This window comes from Streptomyces sp. NPDC014676 (assembly GCF_043084105.1).
In the GTDB taxonomy this organism is placed as follows: Bacteria; Actinomycetota; Actinomycetes; order Streptomycetales; family Streptomycetaceae; genus Streptomyces.
Window position 1 is genome coordinate 720,861 of sequence record NZ_JBIBZI010000003.1, and the last position, 13,914, is coordinate 734,774.

General features: G+C 71.4%; 14 protein-coding genes and 1 pseudogene. 3 read left to right on the plus strand and 12 right to left on the minus strand.

Features of this window, described 5'->3' with window-relative positions; all coding sequences use genetic code 11:
- Positions 1-1,446, plus strand: coding sequence for an amino acid permease (locus ACF1DX_RS11815; protein WP_391791032.1), 1,446 nt, complete (start codon positions 1-3; stop codon positions 1,444-1,446).
- Between the two features lie 14 nt (positions 1,447-1,460).
- Here ACF1DX_RS11815 and ACF1DX_RS11820 read toward each other — a convergent pair whose 3' ends face one another.
- Together ACF1DX_RS11820 and ACF1DX_RS11825 are read right to left on the minus strand one after the other, a co-directional pair.
- Positions 1,461-2,300, minus strand: a complete 840-nt coding sequence (locus ACF1DX_RS11820) for a cytochrome c oxidase assembly protein (protein WP_391791033.1) — start codon at positions 2,298-2,300, stop codon at positions 1,461-1,463.
- Positions 2,300-2,791: a DUF2243 domain-containing protein gene (locus ACF1DX_RS11825; RefSeq protein ID WP_391791034.1), complete on the minus strand. Its 492-nt coding sequence runs from the start codon at positions 2,789-2,791 to the stop codon at positions 2,300-2,302. The genes ACF1DX_RS11820 and ACF1DX_RS11825 overlap by 1 nt, the downstream gene beginning before the upstream one ends.
- A 143-nt stretch (positions 2,792-2,934) precedes the next feature.
- Between ACF1DX_RS11825 and ACF1DX_RS11830 the strand changes: the two genes are divergently transcribed.
- On the plus strand, positions 2,935-3,471 hold the full coding sequence (locus ACF1DX_RS11830; protein ID WP_391791035.1) for a hypothetical protein: 537 nt from the start codon (positions 2,935-2,937) through the stop codon (positions 3,469-3,471).
- A gap of 132 nt (positions 3,472-3,603) precedes the next feature.
- Here ACF1DX_RS11830 and ACF1DX_RS11835 read toward each other — a convergent pair whose 3' ends face one another.
- On the minus strand, positions 3,604-3,969 hold the full coding sequence (locus ACF1DX_RS11835) for a hypothetical protein (protein WP_391791036.1): 366 nt from the start codon (positions 3,967-3,969) through the stop codon (positions 3,604-3,606).
- Between the two features lie 236 nt (positions 3,970-4,205).
- Here ACF1DX_RS11835 and ACF1DX_RS11840 point away from each other — a divergent pair, with 236 nt between their 5' ends.
- Positions 4,206-4,487 carry a metal-sensitive transcriptional regulator gene (locus ACF1DX_RS11840; protein ID WP_391791037.1) on the plus strand — a complete coding sequence of 94 codons (282 nt, stop codon included), beginning with the start codon at positions 4,206-4,208 and terminating at the stop codon, positions 4,485-4,487.
- A 110-nt stretch (positions 4,488-4,597) separates the two neighbouring features.
- Here the strand turns inward: ACF1DX_RS11840 and ACF1DX_RS11845 are convergent, their stop codons facing one another.
- The 9 genes and pseudogenes from ACF1DX_RS11845 to ACF1DX_RS11885 all read right to left on the minus strand — a co-directional run bounded on the left by ACF1DX_RS11845 (position 4,598) and on the right by ACF1DX_RS11885 (position 13,815).
- A complete protein-coding gene (locus tag ACF1DX_RS11845; RefSeq protein ID WP_391791038.1) occupies positions 4,598-5,173 on the minus strand; it encodes a rhodanese-like domain-containing protein in 576 nt (191 codons plus the stop codon).
- A gap of 139 nt (positions 5,174-5,312) precedes the next feature.
- A complete protein-coding gene (locus ACF1DX_RS11850) occupies positions 5,313-6,056 on the minus strand; it encodes a sulfite exporter TauE/SafE family protein (RefSeq protein WP_391791039.1) in 744 nt (247 codons plus the stop codon).
- On the minus strand, positions 6,053-6,418 hold the full coding sequence (locus tag ACF1DX_RS11855) for a rhodanese-like domain-containing protein (RefSeq protein ID WP_391791040.1): 366 nt from the start codon (positions 6,416-6,418) through the stop codon (positions 6,053-6,055). The genes ACF1DX_RS11850 and ACF1DX_RS11855 overlap by 4 nt, the downstream gene beginning before the upstream one ends.
- Positions 6,419-6,455: 37 nt before the next feature.
- Positions 6,456-7,820, minus strand: coding sequence for a rhodanese-like domain-containing protein (locus tag ACF1DX_RS11860; RefSeq protein ID WP_391791041.1), 1,365 nt, complete (start codon positions 7,818-7,820; stop codon positions 6,456-6,458).
- 298 nt (positions 7,821-8,118) lie between these two features.
- Positions 8,119-8,616: an FAD-dependent oxidoreductase gene (locus tag ACF1DX_RS11865; protein WP_391791042.1), complete on the minus strand. Its 498-nt coding sequence runs from the start codon at positions 8,614-8,616 to the stop codon at positions 8,119-8,121.
- Between the two features lie 168 nt (positions 8,617-8,784).
- A pseudogene (locus ACF1DX_RS11870) lies at positions 8,785-8,877 on the minus strand (ribbon-helix-helix protein, CopG family); the annotation flags it as partial.
- Between the two features lie 300 nt (positions 8,878-9,177).
- The gene (locus tag ACF1DX_RS11875; protein WP_391791043.1) at positions 9,178-10,506 is read right to left on the minus strand and encodes a class I SAM-dependent RNA methyltransferase; all 1,329 of its coding nucleotides are present in this window, start codon (positions 10,504-10,506) and stop codon (positions 9,178-9,180) included.
- 67 nt (positions 10,507-10,573) lie between these two features.
- Positions 10,574-12,619, minus strand: coding sequence for an APC family permease (locus ACF1DX_RS11880; RefSeq protein ID WP_391791044.1), 2,046 nt, complete (start codon positions 12,617-12,619; stop codon positions 10,574-10,576).
- 269 nt (positions 12,620-12,888) lie between these two features.
- A complete protein-coding gene (locus ACF1DX_RS11885) occupies positions 12,889-13,815 on the minus strand; it encodes a PfkB family carbohydrate kinase (protein ID WP_391791045.1) in 927 nt (308 codons plus the stop codon).
- Between the last annotated feature and the right edge of the window lie 99 nt (positions 13,816-13,914).

Here is a 13,914-nt window from a genome sequence, read left to right on the forward strand (position 1 = left end):
GTGGCGGACGTGCGTGGCGATGAACCCGTCGTCATCGCTGACGCCGACGGCGCGACCGACAGCTACCTCGACGCCGTCACCGGCTGGCAGGCCAGGCGGTTCGGCTGGGAGGTGCCGCGGGAGTGGGTGATGCAGACCGCCGGCATCATCACCACGCTCAAGACCGCGGTCCAGGCGTTCTCCGCGCCGGGCGACTCGGTTCTCATCCAGCCGCCGGTCTACGCCCACTTCCACGACGACATCCGGCTCAACGGGGCGATCTACTTCGTGATGCGGGCCCTGGGCGAGATGTCGGTGGCGGAACCGGTGTCCGGCGCCTACATCTCCTACGCCAACCGCTCCATCCACCGGTTCGCCGGCTTCCTCAACGGGTGGAACGCGTTCATCTTCCTCCTCGCCACCACCGCGGCCGAACTCAACGCCCTCGGACGCTACGTGCAGTACTGGTTCCCCTCGGCGCCGATCTGGGCGACGGCGGCGGTGGCGGTCACCGTGATGTTCGTCGTCAACGTCGTCGGGGTGAAGTTCTACGGCGAGGCGGAGTTCTGGTTCGCGATCATCAAGGTGGCGGCGATCATCGCGCTGATCCTCTTCGGCTTCGCCATGGTCGTCTTCGGTGTCGGCAACAGGGGACACGCCATCGGCCTCGGTCATCTCCACGAGCACGGAGGCTTCTTCCCCAACGGCGTCAGCGGCGCGTTCCTCGCCATCGTCATGGTCGCCTTCTCCTTCGGCGGCGTGGAGAACCTGGGCATCGCGGCAGGCGAGACCAAGGACGTCGCCACGCCCATGCCGAAGGCCGTCAACGCGACCTTCTGGCGACTCATGATCTTCTACGTCGGCGCCATCACCGTCCTGGTCACCGTCTTCCTCTGGACCTCGCTGAACGGCTCGGGCAGCCCCTTCGTCGCCGTCTTCGCCAAGATCGGCGTACCGGCCGCGGCGACGGTCATGGCAGCAATCATGACGATGACCCCGGTCAGCATGTCCGAGCACGGCCATGGGCTCACCGTCGTCGGCGTCACCATAAGCGGTCACCTGCTGGGCATGTACGCGTTCTCCCCGGTCGTCGGCCGGCTCTCCGACCGGATCGGTCACATGCCGACCATCGTGGCCGGGCAGGCGGTCTTCCTCGTGTCCGCCGTGCTGTCGGGCATTGGCCACGACTCGGTCGGCATGATGATGACGGGACTGTTCTTCCTAGGGCTGGGGTGGTCCCTCAGCCTGGTGGCAGGCTCGGCCATGCTCAGCGAGACCACGCCGGCCGCCTTGCGGCCCGGCGTGCAGGGCACCACGGAGACCGCGATGAACGTCGTCGCGGCCGTGGGCGCCGGCCTCGCCGGGCCCTTGATGGGCTGGACCGGCTTCGGCGTTCTGAACGCCGTCGCCGCCGTCCTGGTCCTGCCCGTGCTCGCCTTCCGAGCCGTCCTCGTGCGCGCACGCTGAATCGACCACGAGCGTCAGCGTCCGGACGGTACCGCGTCCGCGGGCGGCCGCCGCCCCGCCTTCGCCCGGCCGCGTGCGGCCCGGACGCGGCCGGTCACCTGGTACCAGGAGGCGGCCAGCACGACGGCGAGAGCCGCTTCGACCAGGTCACCGCCGTAGTACATGATCTGGGCGCCGGTGTGCAGGTCGGCGGCCGCGAAGGTGGTGCCGGGCGGCCCGGCCGCGTACAGGGATTTGGCGAGGACGGCGTGCGCGGCGCCGGCGACCAGCAGGGTCGTCCCGCGCGCGGTCGGGCTCCAGCGGCGGCGTACCGGGTCGAGCCGGCAGACCGCGAAGGTGAACAGCAGTCCGGCCGCCAGGACATGCACATGCACCGCCGCGTGCAGCCACGCATGGTGCTGCATGCCGGCGAAGAGGCCGGTCCGGTACAACAGCCACAGCCCTCCGACGTCGAGCAGAGCCGCCAGCGGGGGGCAGACGAGCCAGCCCGCGGCACGGGAGTGGGCCAGCGCCAGTAGCCCTCGGCGCGCGCTTCCGGGGGCCAGGGAGCGCAAGGCCAGAGTGAGGGGACGGGCCAGGACGAACAGCAGGGGGGCCGTCATGCCGACGATCAGGTGCTGGACCATGTGGGCGGTGAACGCACCACCCGGCGGCGAGCCCACCACCGCCCAGGCCAGGCCCGTACTCCCGGCCGAGAACGACACATCGCGCCACCGGGGCCAGGCATCCCCACGGCGCCGCAAGCGGGATGCGGCCGCCACGTAGACGACGGCCGCCGACAGCGAGGCCGCCGCGGTGAGCAGGAGCACCGGGCCAGGCCCGGTCCCCGGGTCGGCGTGGACGTGCGCGAGCATCACGATGCCGTCGAGGCCCGGCCGTGGCGGGCCGCACGGACGGCCAGCCCCACGCCGATCAGCAGCAGCAACAGTCCGGCAAGATTCCACGCCCAGTCGTAGGGGGTGACGTCCACGCCGTAACGGATCTGGTGCAGGCGCAGCAATTTGTGGTCCACGATCCCGTCGTACAGCTGGAAGGCGCTCAGACCCAGGAAGAATCCGGCCCAGGCGTGGGCCGCGGCCAGGGCTCGGCGGCGGCGCAGATCGGCGAAGAGGAAGAATCCCGCGACCAGGGCGATCAGCTCGGCGGTGTGCAGCAGCCCGTCCGAGAGCAGTCCGATGCTGGGAGTGGAACGGTCGTAGAAGTGGTGCCAGCCCAGGATCTGGTGGAAGACGATCTCGTCGACCGCGGCCATCACCGCTGTCCCGATCACCCCGCACACCACCATCGACCTGCGCGGCTCGGGGCGTGCTTCAGAGACCTCGGGCGGGTGAACCGGTGCGCTCATGAGTCTGCCTCCTGACACGGACACGTCTGCTGCTTCGTACGCCTACCCGTCGCACCGGACACGAGCCCGCCGCTCACCGCGTCAGAGTGAGAGCCGCCGGCCGACAAGGATCGCGAGGCCGGCCGACGGGTACCCGCGGCGGTATGATGAAGCGCGCGCTGTGGCAGGGGCTCCTCGCCGGCACCGCCGGAGGCTTGGTGATGACCCTCGGCGAGAAACTCGAACAGGCCGTCACCCGACGGCCCGACTCCCACGTCCCCGCACGGGTTCTCCAGCGCCTGACCGGCCTGCCCGAACATGCCGGCAAGCAGCCCGTGCCGGTGAACCGGGCCATGCACTTCGGCCAGGCCGCGCTCCTCGGCGTCCTGCGCTCGGTCATGGCCCAGGCCGGCCTTCGCGGACCGGTGGCCTCGGCGAAGTTCACCGTGGTGCGCCTCACCAACGACCAGATCCTCGAGAACGCCACCGGCGTGGGCGCCCCGCCGCCCACCTGGCCCCGCGGGGAACTCGTCATCGACGTCCTTCACAAGGCCGTCTACGCCTTCACCACCGGCGCCGTCGCCGACGCTCTCGCTCAGCGGAGCAGCGGTCCCGGTCCCGGCCGACGCCACGCCGCCCTCCGCTCCGGCCGCCACGCCCGCATCGGCCCTCTGCCCCGCAAGGACGCTTACGGCAGGTAGCACCGCTGCTCACGTGCTTCTCTCTCCGAGGCGGTGCGCTCGGACTTCACCTGAGCCGTGTACCGCTGACTACTGCCCCGCAACTTCTGTACGGCCTCGTTCTCGTAGAGCTACGACGAGGGCACAAGTAGCTCAGCGTGATTTCAGGACCTCTGCTTGATGACGAGGCTCGGGGACCGCTCCGTCGTTCAGGGCGGCGACGTCGGCGTGCGCGGCCTCGACGGCTCCGGGGCACGCCTCGCGCTCGGCATGCCCGGCGAGTGCCCGGTGGATGCTCGCGACGGAAGGATTGGGTCCCTTGCGTTCGCCGGTGGGGATGATCAGGTCGGGCTGGATCTGTTCGACGGACTCGCCGCTCGCGCGGCGCCGGAGCACGGTGCGGAGCATGTCGTTGGTGACGACCGGCGGCCGGCCGCCGTGCTTGCCCTTGCGGAACGCGGTGTCGAGCCCTTCCGGAGTGGACTCGCGGATGTTCTCCCGCTCGGTCTGCGCCACCATCTCCAGGACCGGGCCGTGGGCGGTGAGGTGGTCAGCCAGGGCGGTGGGTTCGGTGGCGTCGCGGCCGAGCGGGCCGTACGCGGACGCGGGTGCTGATCTTCTCGCCGAAGATCTTGTCCCTCGGGATGCCGTGCTTGCTGAGCGCGTCGAGTGGGAAGACAGGGATTTTCCTCTGCCCGGTTGAGGTTACCCCTTCGGTAGGATACCCGAGGGGGTATCTCGAAGGAGTGTGGGTCGTGGAACTGGCGATGGCGGCTGAGGAACTGAAGACGGTGGTCAACCGGCTGCGCCGGGCGCAGGGCCAGATCGCCGGTGTGATCAAGATGATCGAGGAGGGGCGGGACTGCGAGGACGTGGTCACGCAGCTCGCGGCGGCGTCCCGGGCTTTGGACAGGGCGGGTTTTGCGATCATCGCGACCGGCCTGCAGCACTGCCTGAACGATACGGACATGGCTGCCTCCGGCGACCGGGAGCAGATGCGTACTCGACTGGAGAAGCTGTTCCTTTCTCTGGCCTGAGCTGTGGTGCCGCGACGCCGGATCACCCGCCCGGTTCGGCGCGGTTGGCCACATGGCCTGGCTGCGAAAGGGAGGGACCCGGAGCCGGGTCCCTCCCTTTGTGGTGTGGTTCAGCGGTTGCGCAGTGCGGCCAGCGTGTTGTCGAGGTCGGCGGCGCGGGGACGGTTGTGGGGCAGCTTGGCGAGCAGGGCGGCCATGCCGCAGGTGTTGGTCAGGGCGGAGAAGACCAGACCGCCCGCGATGCCGGCGGAGAGCAGCTGGAAGGCGGGGTGGACGACGAGCCCGAGCAGCAGGCCGAGCAGCACGATCACTCCTGCGGTGAGCCTCACCTGCCGTTCCATTCCCCAGGTGGCACGCGAGGCGCCCTGCGGGTGGTGCAGCTCGTGGCCGTCGGCCGCCCAGGCGCCGGTGCCTCCCGACAGGGTGGCGGCCCTGACGCCGTTCTCCGCGAGGATCCTGCCGGCGTTCTCGGAGCGGGCACCCGAGGCGCACACGACCAGGACGTCACCGCGTTCGGCGGCGTGCCGGATGTCGGGCAGTGCGCGCCGGATCTGGTCGAGGGGGATGTTGAGCGCGCCGGGGAGGTGACCGCCGGCGTATTCGCCGGGGGTACGCACGTCGATGACGGTCAGTTCGTGCAGGCGGGTGCGCGCCTCGTCGGTGGCGAGGGCCGTGGGTGTGGTCATGGCAGATGTCCTTACGGATGCGGAAGTTGTGGTGGGGCTTGATCTGACGGGAGCCGGGCTCCAGGCGGTCCTGAGATGCGCGGCCGGCTGGAGAAGCTCTCCCGGTTCCCTGCTCCTGAGCTGTTGACGGCCCTCGTGTTCAGATGATCACGTCGGCGAGCATGAAGGCCGCCACCGCCAGCAGTACGCCGGCGAAAATCTTCTGAAGGGTGGTGCCGGAGATCTTCGTCGCGAGGCGTTTGCCGTCCCAGGCGCCGAGGATCGCGGCTCCGGTGAAGGGCCCGATGATCTCCCAGTGGAGCCCGCCACTGGTGCCGGTGCGAGCGGCAAGCGCGGCGAGTGAGTTGACCGTGATGACGAGCAGGCTGGTGCCCACCGCCCGCCGCATGGCCAGTCCCAGGACGCTCACCAGGGCGGGCACGGCGAGGAATCCCCCGCCGACCCCCAGGAAGCCCGTCACGGCGCCGAGTCCGGCACCGGCACCGGCCGCCTTGCCGGGACGGATCCGGTCCGGCGGTTCCGACGCGGACGGACGCAGCATGCGCAGGGCCGCCAGCGCGGCGATGACCGCGAACGCCGACGTCAGGACGGCTTCGGGCAGGCTTCCGGCGACGGCCCCGGCGAGGAAGGCGGGGACGATGCCCGCCGCGGCGAACAGCGCCCCTGTCTTCCATGCCACGTTCCCGTCGCGGGTGTGGGCGTACAGGGCGGTGGCGGAGGTGGCGGTGACGATGATCAGGCTGGCGGTGGTGGCGGCGGCCGGAGCGAAGCCGAGCAGGTAGATCAGTGCCGGTACGGCAAGGACGCTGCCACCGCCGCCGAGGGCTCCGAGGGCGATACCGATGACGGCCCCGGCGATGAGGGCGAGAACAAGTACGGTCACGCTGTCCGGCCGCTGTTCCCGCGCTCGTCGACGACCGGGTGCCCGGCGGCGGCCCACGCGTTCATGCCGCCTTCAACGTCCACCGCCTGCGCTCCGCGCTCGGCGAGGAGCTTCGCCGCCTGCTGGGAGCGGTGACCGCTGCGGCAGATCACCACCAGCGGCCGGCCCTCCGCCTCGGTCGGCAGAGTGGCGCCGGCGACCAGTCTCGTCAGCGGTACGTGGACGGCGCCCGGAGCGTGGCCCGCGGCCCATTCGGGCTTCTCGCGGACGTCCAGCAGGACGGCGCCGGGCTGATCGCCGCTGGTACGGCTGCGTGCCTCGTCGACCGTGACGCGGGGCCCGTTTCGGCGAAAGAGGAACATCACACGCTTCCTTCCTTGCGGGGAGAACGGTCGGACATCAGCCGGAGGCCAGCGGCAGCCCGGCATCCGTCGCGGCGTCGAAGCTGTCGTCCACGGCGACCACGTCGCGGCCGGCGGCATCCAGCAGGGAGGCGGCGATCGCCGCGCGCATCCCGCCGGCGCAGTGCACCCATACCGTCCCGGGCGGTACCTCACCGATCCGGCCGTGCAGCTCGTGGACGGGGATGTGGACCGAGCCGTCGATGTGGCCGCCCACGCGCTCCGAGTCCCGGCGCACGTCCAGCACGACCACGTCGTCGCCGCGCTCACGGACGTCGGCGAGGTCGGCGAAGCGGGCGCGGGGGAAGGAGGCGAGGCGCTCGCCTTCGCGGACCCAGGCGGCCGGGTCGCCGGTGGCGGCGGCGGCCGGGCGGTCGATGCCCACCCGCGCCAGTTCCCGCTGCGCGTCGGCGACCTGATCCGGGGTGTCGGCGAGCAGGGTGACGGGCTTGCCCCACGGGATCAGCCAGGCCAGGTAGGTGGCGAGCTTGCCCTCGCCCTCGAAGTTGAACGACCCGGCCACGTGCCCCTCGGCGAAGGCCGTGCGGCTGCGCAGGTCCACCACCCACTCACCCGCGGCCAGCCGGGAGGCGATCTCCTCGGCGTCCGCACGCCTCGGCGGGGTGAGGTCGACCGGTGCGGGGCCCGCGGCGTTGGCCGGGCCCATGTGCGCGTAGTAGGCGGGTACGTCGTCCAGTCCGGCCAGCATCTGTGTGACGAAGGTGTCCACGTCCAGGGTCAGCGCGTCGTTCGTCTCGCGCTCCCGGCCGATCGTGGTCGCGTCCCCCTCGGCCTGCGCGGAGGAGCAGAAGCTGCCGAACCCATGGGTGGGCAGCACCGGCACCTCGTCGTCCAGCTCGTCGGCCAGCCGGTGGGCGGAGGCGTGCTGGGCACGGGCCAGCCGCTCGGTCAGCCGCGGCTCCACCAGGTCGGGGCGACCCACCGTGCCGATCAGCAGCGATCCGCCGGTGAACGCCGCCACGCCGCGCCCGTCCTCGGTCAGGGCATAGGAGGTGTGGTGCGGGGTGTGCCCGGGGGTGGCGATCGCGCGGAGCACCAGACCCTCGTCCACCGTCACGGTGTCGCCGTCGGCGACCGGGGTGCGGGGGAAGGACACGTGTGCCCCGGCCGGCACCAGGTACCGGGCGCCGGTGACGCGGGCCAGCTCCAGACCGCCGGTGACGTAGTCGTTGTGCACATGGGTCTCGGCCACGAAAGCGATGCGCACCCCGCGGCGGGCCGCCGCGGCGATGACCCGGTCGATGTCGCGCGGCGGATCGACGACCACCGCGGCGTCGGGCCCGCCGACCAGGTAGCTGCGGTTGCCCAGCCCCTCGAACTCCAGGGTGTCGACAAAGAACACGACTGCGGCTCCTCCACAAGAACGGTGTACCCCGGGGGGTATTCGATACCCACCCTAACAGCAATACCCCAGGGGGTATTCCTGCGGCTCCGGCCGTCCCATATGTCACTGTGTGTGGCATTACGTACACTGCGCCGGGTACTCAGCGGGGTACCAAGGAGCCGGGTTTTCGCCGCACCGAAGGAGCAGCGCACCGTGTCCTACGACCGCACCGTCCGCCTGGCCCTCACCGACTTCGGCGCCGCCACCGCCGCCGTCCGCCAAGCCCTGGCCGCTCAGGGGGTCGGCATCCTCACTGTCAGCCCAGGGGGAGGCCGCGGCCGTGGGCGGCCGAGGACAGGACGGCGCGGGCCGCGCGCTCGCCGGAGTGCAGAGCGCCCTCGATGTGCCCGGCGTGGTCGGTGGCCGTCTCGGTCGAGGCCCAGTGCAGCCGGCCGTCGAGGAACGGCCGCTGGTAGAAGTCGTGGCCGAAGACGGAGTAGTCGCTGAGGGATTGCACGGAAGGCGGGGCCGTCCAGGTCTCGCGACTCCAGTCCTGTACGTACACGGCCTCGGGTGAGGCCGCGGCGGGCCCGAAACACGCACCGAGTTGCGCGGTCACCGCGTCCTCGAAGCCCGGCCGGACGGTCCGGGCGTGCGCGAAGCCGAACAGCGCCGCGGGACGTCCGTCGGCGCCGGACATGTCGTGGATCTCCTGGAGCGGTCCGATCCTGCTGAAGGCCGCGCCGGCGAGCCCGTCCTCGCGCCAGAAGGCGGTGGAGTAGCGGGCGACGACCTTGACGGCGGCCCCATCCACACGGGAGTGGAGCGGGCCAGGCGAACGAGGTCGTCGGGCAGGGCGCCGGCGAAGTCGATGCGCTCCAGCGCCGTCGCGGGTGGTAAGGCCAGGACGACCTGCCCGGCGCGGAAAGTCCGCTCCGGCGTGTGGACGTCCACACGGACCCGCCGGTCAGCTCTGTGGTGCGGCCTCGATGGCAAGTTCCTGCTTGCTGCGGCCCTCCCGACGAGCCCACTCGGTGAGCTTCGCGTCGAGGTCGTCGGGAAGTCGGAGTGTCATCTCCGTACGGGGTGATACCTGACCGGTGTCACGGTGCACGGTCGAGCCGCGTTCCCGGCCCCAAGGAACGTGGGGCCGGGATGGTCGCTCGCACCGCTTGCGGTGGTACAGCAGAGACTTCCGCTTCGAGCGTCATCCGAGCGTCAAGAATCTCCGGACAACCCTCTGAAGGCGCCACCGATACATGCATCTCGCTCGCGAATCCGCAGGTCAGCGAGGTGCAACGATCGATCCGTCCGCACGAACCGTTGCGCGGACGGAAACAGGTCGAGCAATCCGCCCGGACAACAAAAGCGCAGGTCAGGACCTCTTACCCGCAGGCTCCAAGATCGCCACGCACTCCACGTGGTGCGTCATCGGGAACAGGTCGAACACCCGCAGCGTCCGCACCCGGTACCCCCCGTCCCGGAAGTACGCCAGGTCCCGTGCCAGCGCCGCCGGGTCGCAGGCCACGTACGCGATGCGGCGGGCGCCCAGGGAGGACAGGTGCTGCACCGTCTTGCGGCCGGCGCCCGCGCGCGGCGGGTCGAGGACGATGAGGTCGACCTCGTCGATCCCCGTGCGGGGCAGGACGGACTCGACCTTGCCCTGTTCGACGCGGACGCGGGGGAAGTCCGCGAGGTTGTGGCGGGCGTCCTCCACCGCGCGCTTGCCGGACTCGATGCCGAGGACCGCGCCCGCATCGCCGACCCGGTCGGCCAGGGCGCCCGCGAACAGGCCGACGCCGCAGTAGAGGTCGAGGGCCATGTCGCCCTTGCGGGGCAGCAGGCCCTGCATGACGGCGGTGACGAGGGTGTCGGCGGCCTTCGGGTGGACCTGCCAGAAGCCGCCGCCGGCGACCCGGTGGGTGCGGCCGTCGGCGCGTTCGCGGACGAAGGGGCGGCCGTGGACGCGGTGGAGCTGTCCGGAGCGCTCGTCGACGCGCATGACCGAGACCGGGCGGTCGAGTTCGACCAGGGGGAGGCGGGCGCCCGGCTTGGGGGTGAGGACGACCTGGCGGTCCTGGGAGCCCGTCGCGGCGATCGCCTCGACGGAGTCCATGCCCGTCCAGTCCCGCTTCTCGATGCCCAGCTCGCTGACCCCCTCGGCGGCGATCATGCAGTGGTCGATCGGCTCGACCTCGTGCGAGCGGTGCCGGCGCAGTCCCGCGCGGCCGTCAGCGGTGACGGCGTACTGCACGCGTGTGCGCCACGCCGGGACCTGGCCGGCGGGGACCTTGTCGCCCTCGGCCGGCATCACCGTGCCGTCCCAGCCGGCCTCCTCGGGGGTGAGCCCGGCGAGGCGCTGGAGCTGTTCGGCGACGACCTCGCCCTTCAGGCGGCGCTGGGCGCCCGGCTTGGCGTGCTGCCAGTCGCAGCCGCCGCAGCGGCCGGGGCCGGCGAAGGGGCAGGGGGCGTCGATGCGGTCCTTGGAGGCGTCCAGCACCCGCACCGCGTCCGCGCGGAGGAAGCGGGCCCCCTCCTCGCCCTCGGTGACCTGCGCGACGACCCGTTCGCCGGGCAGCGCGTGCCGGACGAAGAGGACCTGGCCCTCGGAGGTGCGGGCGATGCAGTGGCCGCCGTGGGCGACGGGGCCGACCTCGACCTCGTACTCCTCCCCCACCAGTGATTTCCTCGGTTCTGCCTGCATGGCGGGGTGACTCCACAACATCGAGAGCGGACGGGCCCCTCAAGGCCCGGGACAACAGCCCACCAGTCTACGTGTGCGAGGAGGGGTCCTTCGCCCGCTCCGCCGGACCGCGGCGCACCGAGCCGGGGGCGACCCAGTCCTGCCGCCTGCGGGCGCGCTGCTTGGCCGCCTCGGAGGACTGGAGCTGGTACGGCACCGAGGTCACCATCACGCCGGGCGTGAACAGCAGCCGGCCCTTGAGCCGCAGCGCGCTCTGGTTGTGCAGCAGGTGTTCGTACCAGTGGCCGACCACGTACTCGGGGATGATCACGGAGACCACGTCGCGCGGGGACTCCTTGCGCAGGCTCTTGACGTAGTCGATGACCGGGCGCGTGACCTCGCGGTACGGCGAGTCGAGCACCTTCAGGGGTACGTCGATGCCGCGCCGTTCCCACTCCGCGCGGAGCGCCTTGGTGTCGGCCGGGTCCACGTTGACGCTGAGCGCCTCCAGGCTGTCGGAGCGCATCAGCTTGGCGTAGCCGAGGGCGCGCAGCGCGGGCCGGTGGATCTTGGAGATCAGGACGACCGAGTGGACGCGGGAGGGCCGCACCATGTCGTCGTTCGGGGCCTCGGGGGCGGCGATCTCCTCGGCGACGCGGTCGTAGTGCTTACGGATCGCCGTCATCGTCGCGTAGAAGATGCACATGCCGAGCAGCGCGACCCAGGCGCCGTGGGTGAACTTGGTGACGAGGACGACGACCAGGACCAGGCCGGTGAAGAAGGCGCCGAAGGTGTTGATGGCCCGGGAGCGGACCATGTGGCGGCGCTTGGCCTGGTCCCCCTCGGTGGCCAGCAGCCGGTTCCAGTGGCGGACCATGCCGATCTGGCTGAGCGTGAAGGACACGAACACGCCGACGATGTAGAGCTGGATCAGCCGCGTGGAGTCCGCTCCGTAGACCCACACCAGCAGGGCGGCCGCGCCGGCGAGCAGCACGATGCCGTTGGAGAAGGCGAGGCGGTCGCCGCGGGTGTGGAGCTGGCGGGGGAGGTAGCGGTCCTGGGCGAGGATCGAGCCGAGCAGCGGGAAGCCGTTGTAGGCGGTGTTCGCGGCGAGGAACAGCACCAGCGCGGTGGCGGCGGCGAGGATGATGAACAGGAGGCTGCCGTGGCCGAAGACGGCCTCGGCGACCTGGGAGATCACCGGGTCCTGGACGTAGTCCGCGCCGAGCGGGGCGCCGTCGTGGATCAGGTCCTTGGCGGGGTTCTCGGCCATGCGGACGTCGGTGGCCATGGCCAGTCCGATGATGCCGCAGAACATGGTGACGGCGAGCAGGCCCATCATGGCGAGCGTGGTCGCGGCGTTGCGCGACTTGGGCTTGCGGAAGGCCGGTACGCCGTTGGAGATCGCCTCGACACCGGTGAGCGCGGCGCAGCCGGAGGAGAAGGCGCGCAGGAGCAGGAAGAGCAGGGCGAAGCCGGCGAGGCCCGGGTGTTCGGGTTTGATCTCGTAGTCCGCGGTCGGCGCCCGCATGTCGTCGCCGAGCACGACCCCGCGGAACGCACCCCACGCGATCATCGTGAAGACGCCCGCGACGAAGACGTAGGTGGGGATCGCGAAGAGCGTGCCCGACTCCTTGACCCCGCGCAGGTTCATCAGCGTCAGCAGCACGATCACGCCGATCGCGCAGGCCACCTTGTGCTCGACGACGAACGGGACCGCCGAACCCAGGTTCTCGATGCCGGAGGAGATCGACACGGCGACGGTGAGGACGTAGTCGACGAGCAGGGCGCTGGCGACGGTCAGTCCGGCCTTGGGGCCGAGGTTGGTGGTGGCCACCTCGTAGTCGCCGCCGCCGCTGGGGTAGGCGTGGACGTTCTGACGGTAGGAGGCGACCACGGTGAACATCAGCACGACGACCGCGACGGCGATCCAGGGGCTGAAGTGGTACGCCGACAGGCCCGCGATCGACAGGACCAGCAGCACCTCGCCGGGGGCGTACGCCACGGAGGAGAGCGGGTCGGAGGCGAAGACGGGGAGGGCGACACGCTTCGGCAGGAGCGTTTCACCCAGTCGGTCACTGCGCAGTGCGCGCCCGATAAGAATCCGTTTGGGCACGTCGGTCAATTTGGACACAGCAGTGAATCGTAAGCCTTAGGACCGGGGGCGGCCCAACCACCACCCCACATCCATACGGCTTCCATACGGCCTCTGCTCTCCGGGTGAAATCACCGGTGACCGGACCGGGGATTCGGCAGGTCGGGGCAGTTCCATGCCTATATGACCAGTCCGGCCGTAGTCGCCACGTCCCGTGGAGGTTCCCATGTGTCCGACCGCAGAACTGATCGGCGCCGCGGCCGCCCTCGTCGGCCTCGGGATCCTCGCGCTGGCGAGCGTGCGCAGCATCACGCGCCGCTGACCGCCCCGGGGACCCGCCCGGCGACTCCTGCGAGCAGCTCCTCCGGTCCGATGGCGGCCACCCGCGTCGACGGCACCGTGCAGGCGTACGCCCCCGCCACCGCCCCGAGCCGGGCGCAGTGGAGGGCGCCTGCGCCGCCGAGCCGGCCGTGCAGGAAGGCGGCCGCGAAGGCGTCGCCGGCCCCGTTGGAGTCGACGACCGGTGCCGGGGGCTCGGCCGCGGGGACGTGGGTCAGTTCGTCGTCGGCCAGCAGGTACGCGCCCTCGGCGCCCGCGGTGGCGACGACGGTCCGGGCCCGGCCCCGCGCGGCGATCCGGCGCATGGCGGCCTCCGGGTCGGTCAGGGCGGCGGCGGAGAGGAAGACGAGGTCCGCGGCGAGGGCGAAGGGCTCGTGGTAGGGGTTGACGCCGTCCCAGTCGTGCAGGTCGGTCGAGATCGTCACGCCCGCCTCGCGCAGCAGGGGCAGGGCGTCGGCGCACGGCTGGGTGATGACGACGTGGGCGTGCCGGCTGACGGCGGCCAGTTCGCGCACCGTCTCCTCGGGCAGCCGGTCCGTCTCGGACCAGCGGGTCGCGTCGTACAGGGAGAGCCTCCGGCCGTCGGGGCCGACCAGGTTGACCGCGCGCTTGGTGCCGCACGGCTGCGGTACGGCGGTGAGCGCGATGCCGTGGTCCCGGTGCAGGGCGCGGACGAGGTCGCCCTCGTGGTCGTCGCCGATCAGGTCGAGGTGGTGGGTGCGCAGGCCGAGGGCGCTGGTGCCGAGGGCGACGAAGTCGCCGCTCTGTCCCGCGCGGGTGACGATGCCCGGCCGGATCATGTGACTGTCGGCGAGCGGCACGGGCAGCTCGGGCACGTGCACGATCGTGTCCACGCCCGCGCCGCCCAGGACGAGGACGTCGATCTCGGTGGTCATGGCCGGCTCTCCTTGCTCGGGGCATCGGTCGCGCCCGGGTGGTGCGGATGCGTCGGACCCGGCGCGCGCACGTGGCGACCGGGCCCCGGAGGGCGTCGG

Coding starts and splice junctions, on each gene's coding strand:
- ACF1DX_RS11820 (WP_391791033.1), bottom strand. CDS start 2,300: ATGCTCGCGCACGTCCACGCCGACCCGGGGACCGGGCCTGGCCCGGTG.
- ACF1DX_RS11825 (WP_391791034.1), bottom strand. CDS start 2,791: ATGAGCGCACCGGTTCACCCGCCCGAGGTCTCTGAAGCACGCCCCGAG.
- ACF1DX_RS11830 (WP_391791035.1), top strand. CDS start 2,935: ATGATGAAGCGCGCGCTGTGGCAGGGGCTCCTCGCCGGCACCGCCGGA.
- ACF1DX_RS11835 (WP_391791036.1), bottom strand. CDS start 3,969: ATGGTGGCGCAGACCGAGCGGGAGAACATCCGCGAGTCCACTCCGGAA.
- ACF1DX_RS11845 (WP_391791038.1), bottom strand. CDS start 5,173: ATGACCACACCCACGGCCCTCGCCACCGACGAGGCGCGCACCCGCCTG.
- ACF1DX_RS11855 (WP_391791040.1), bottom strand. CDS start 6,418: ATGTTCCTCTTTCGCCGAAACGGGCCCCGCGTCACGGTCGACGAGGCA.
- ACF1DX_RS11875 (WP_391791043.1), bottom strand. CDS start 10,506: ATGCAGGCAGAACCGAGGAAATCACTGGTGGGGGAGGAGTACGAGGTC.
- ACF1DX_RS11885 (WP_391791045.1), bottom strand. CDS start 13,815: ATGACCACCGAGATCGACGTCCTCGTCCTGGGCGGCGCGGGCGTGGAC.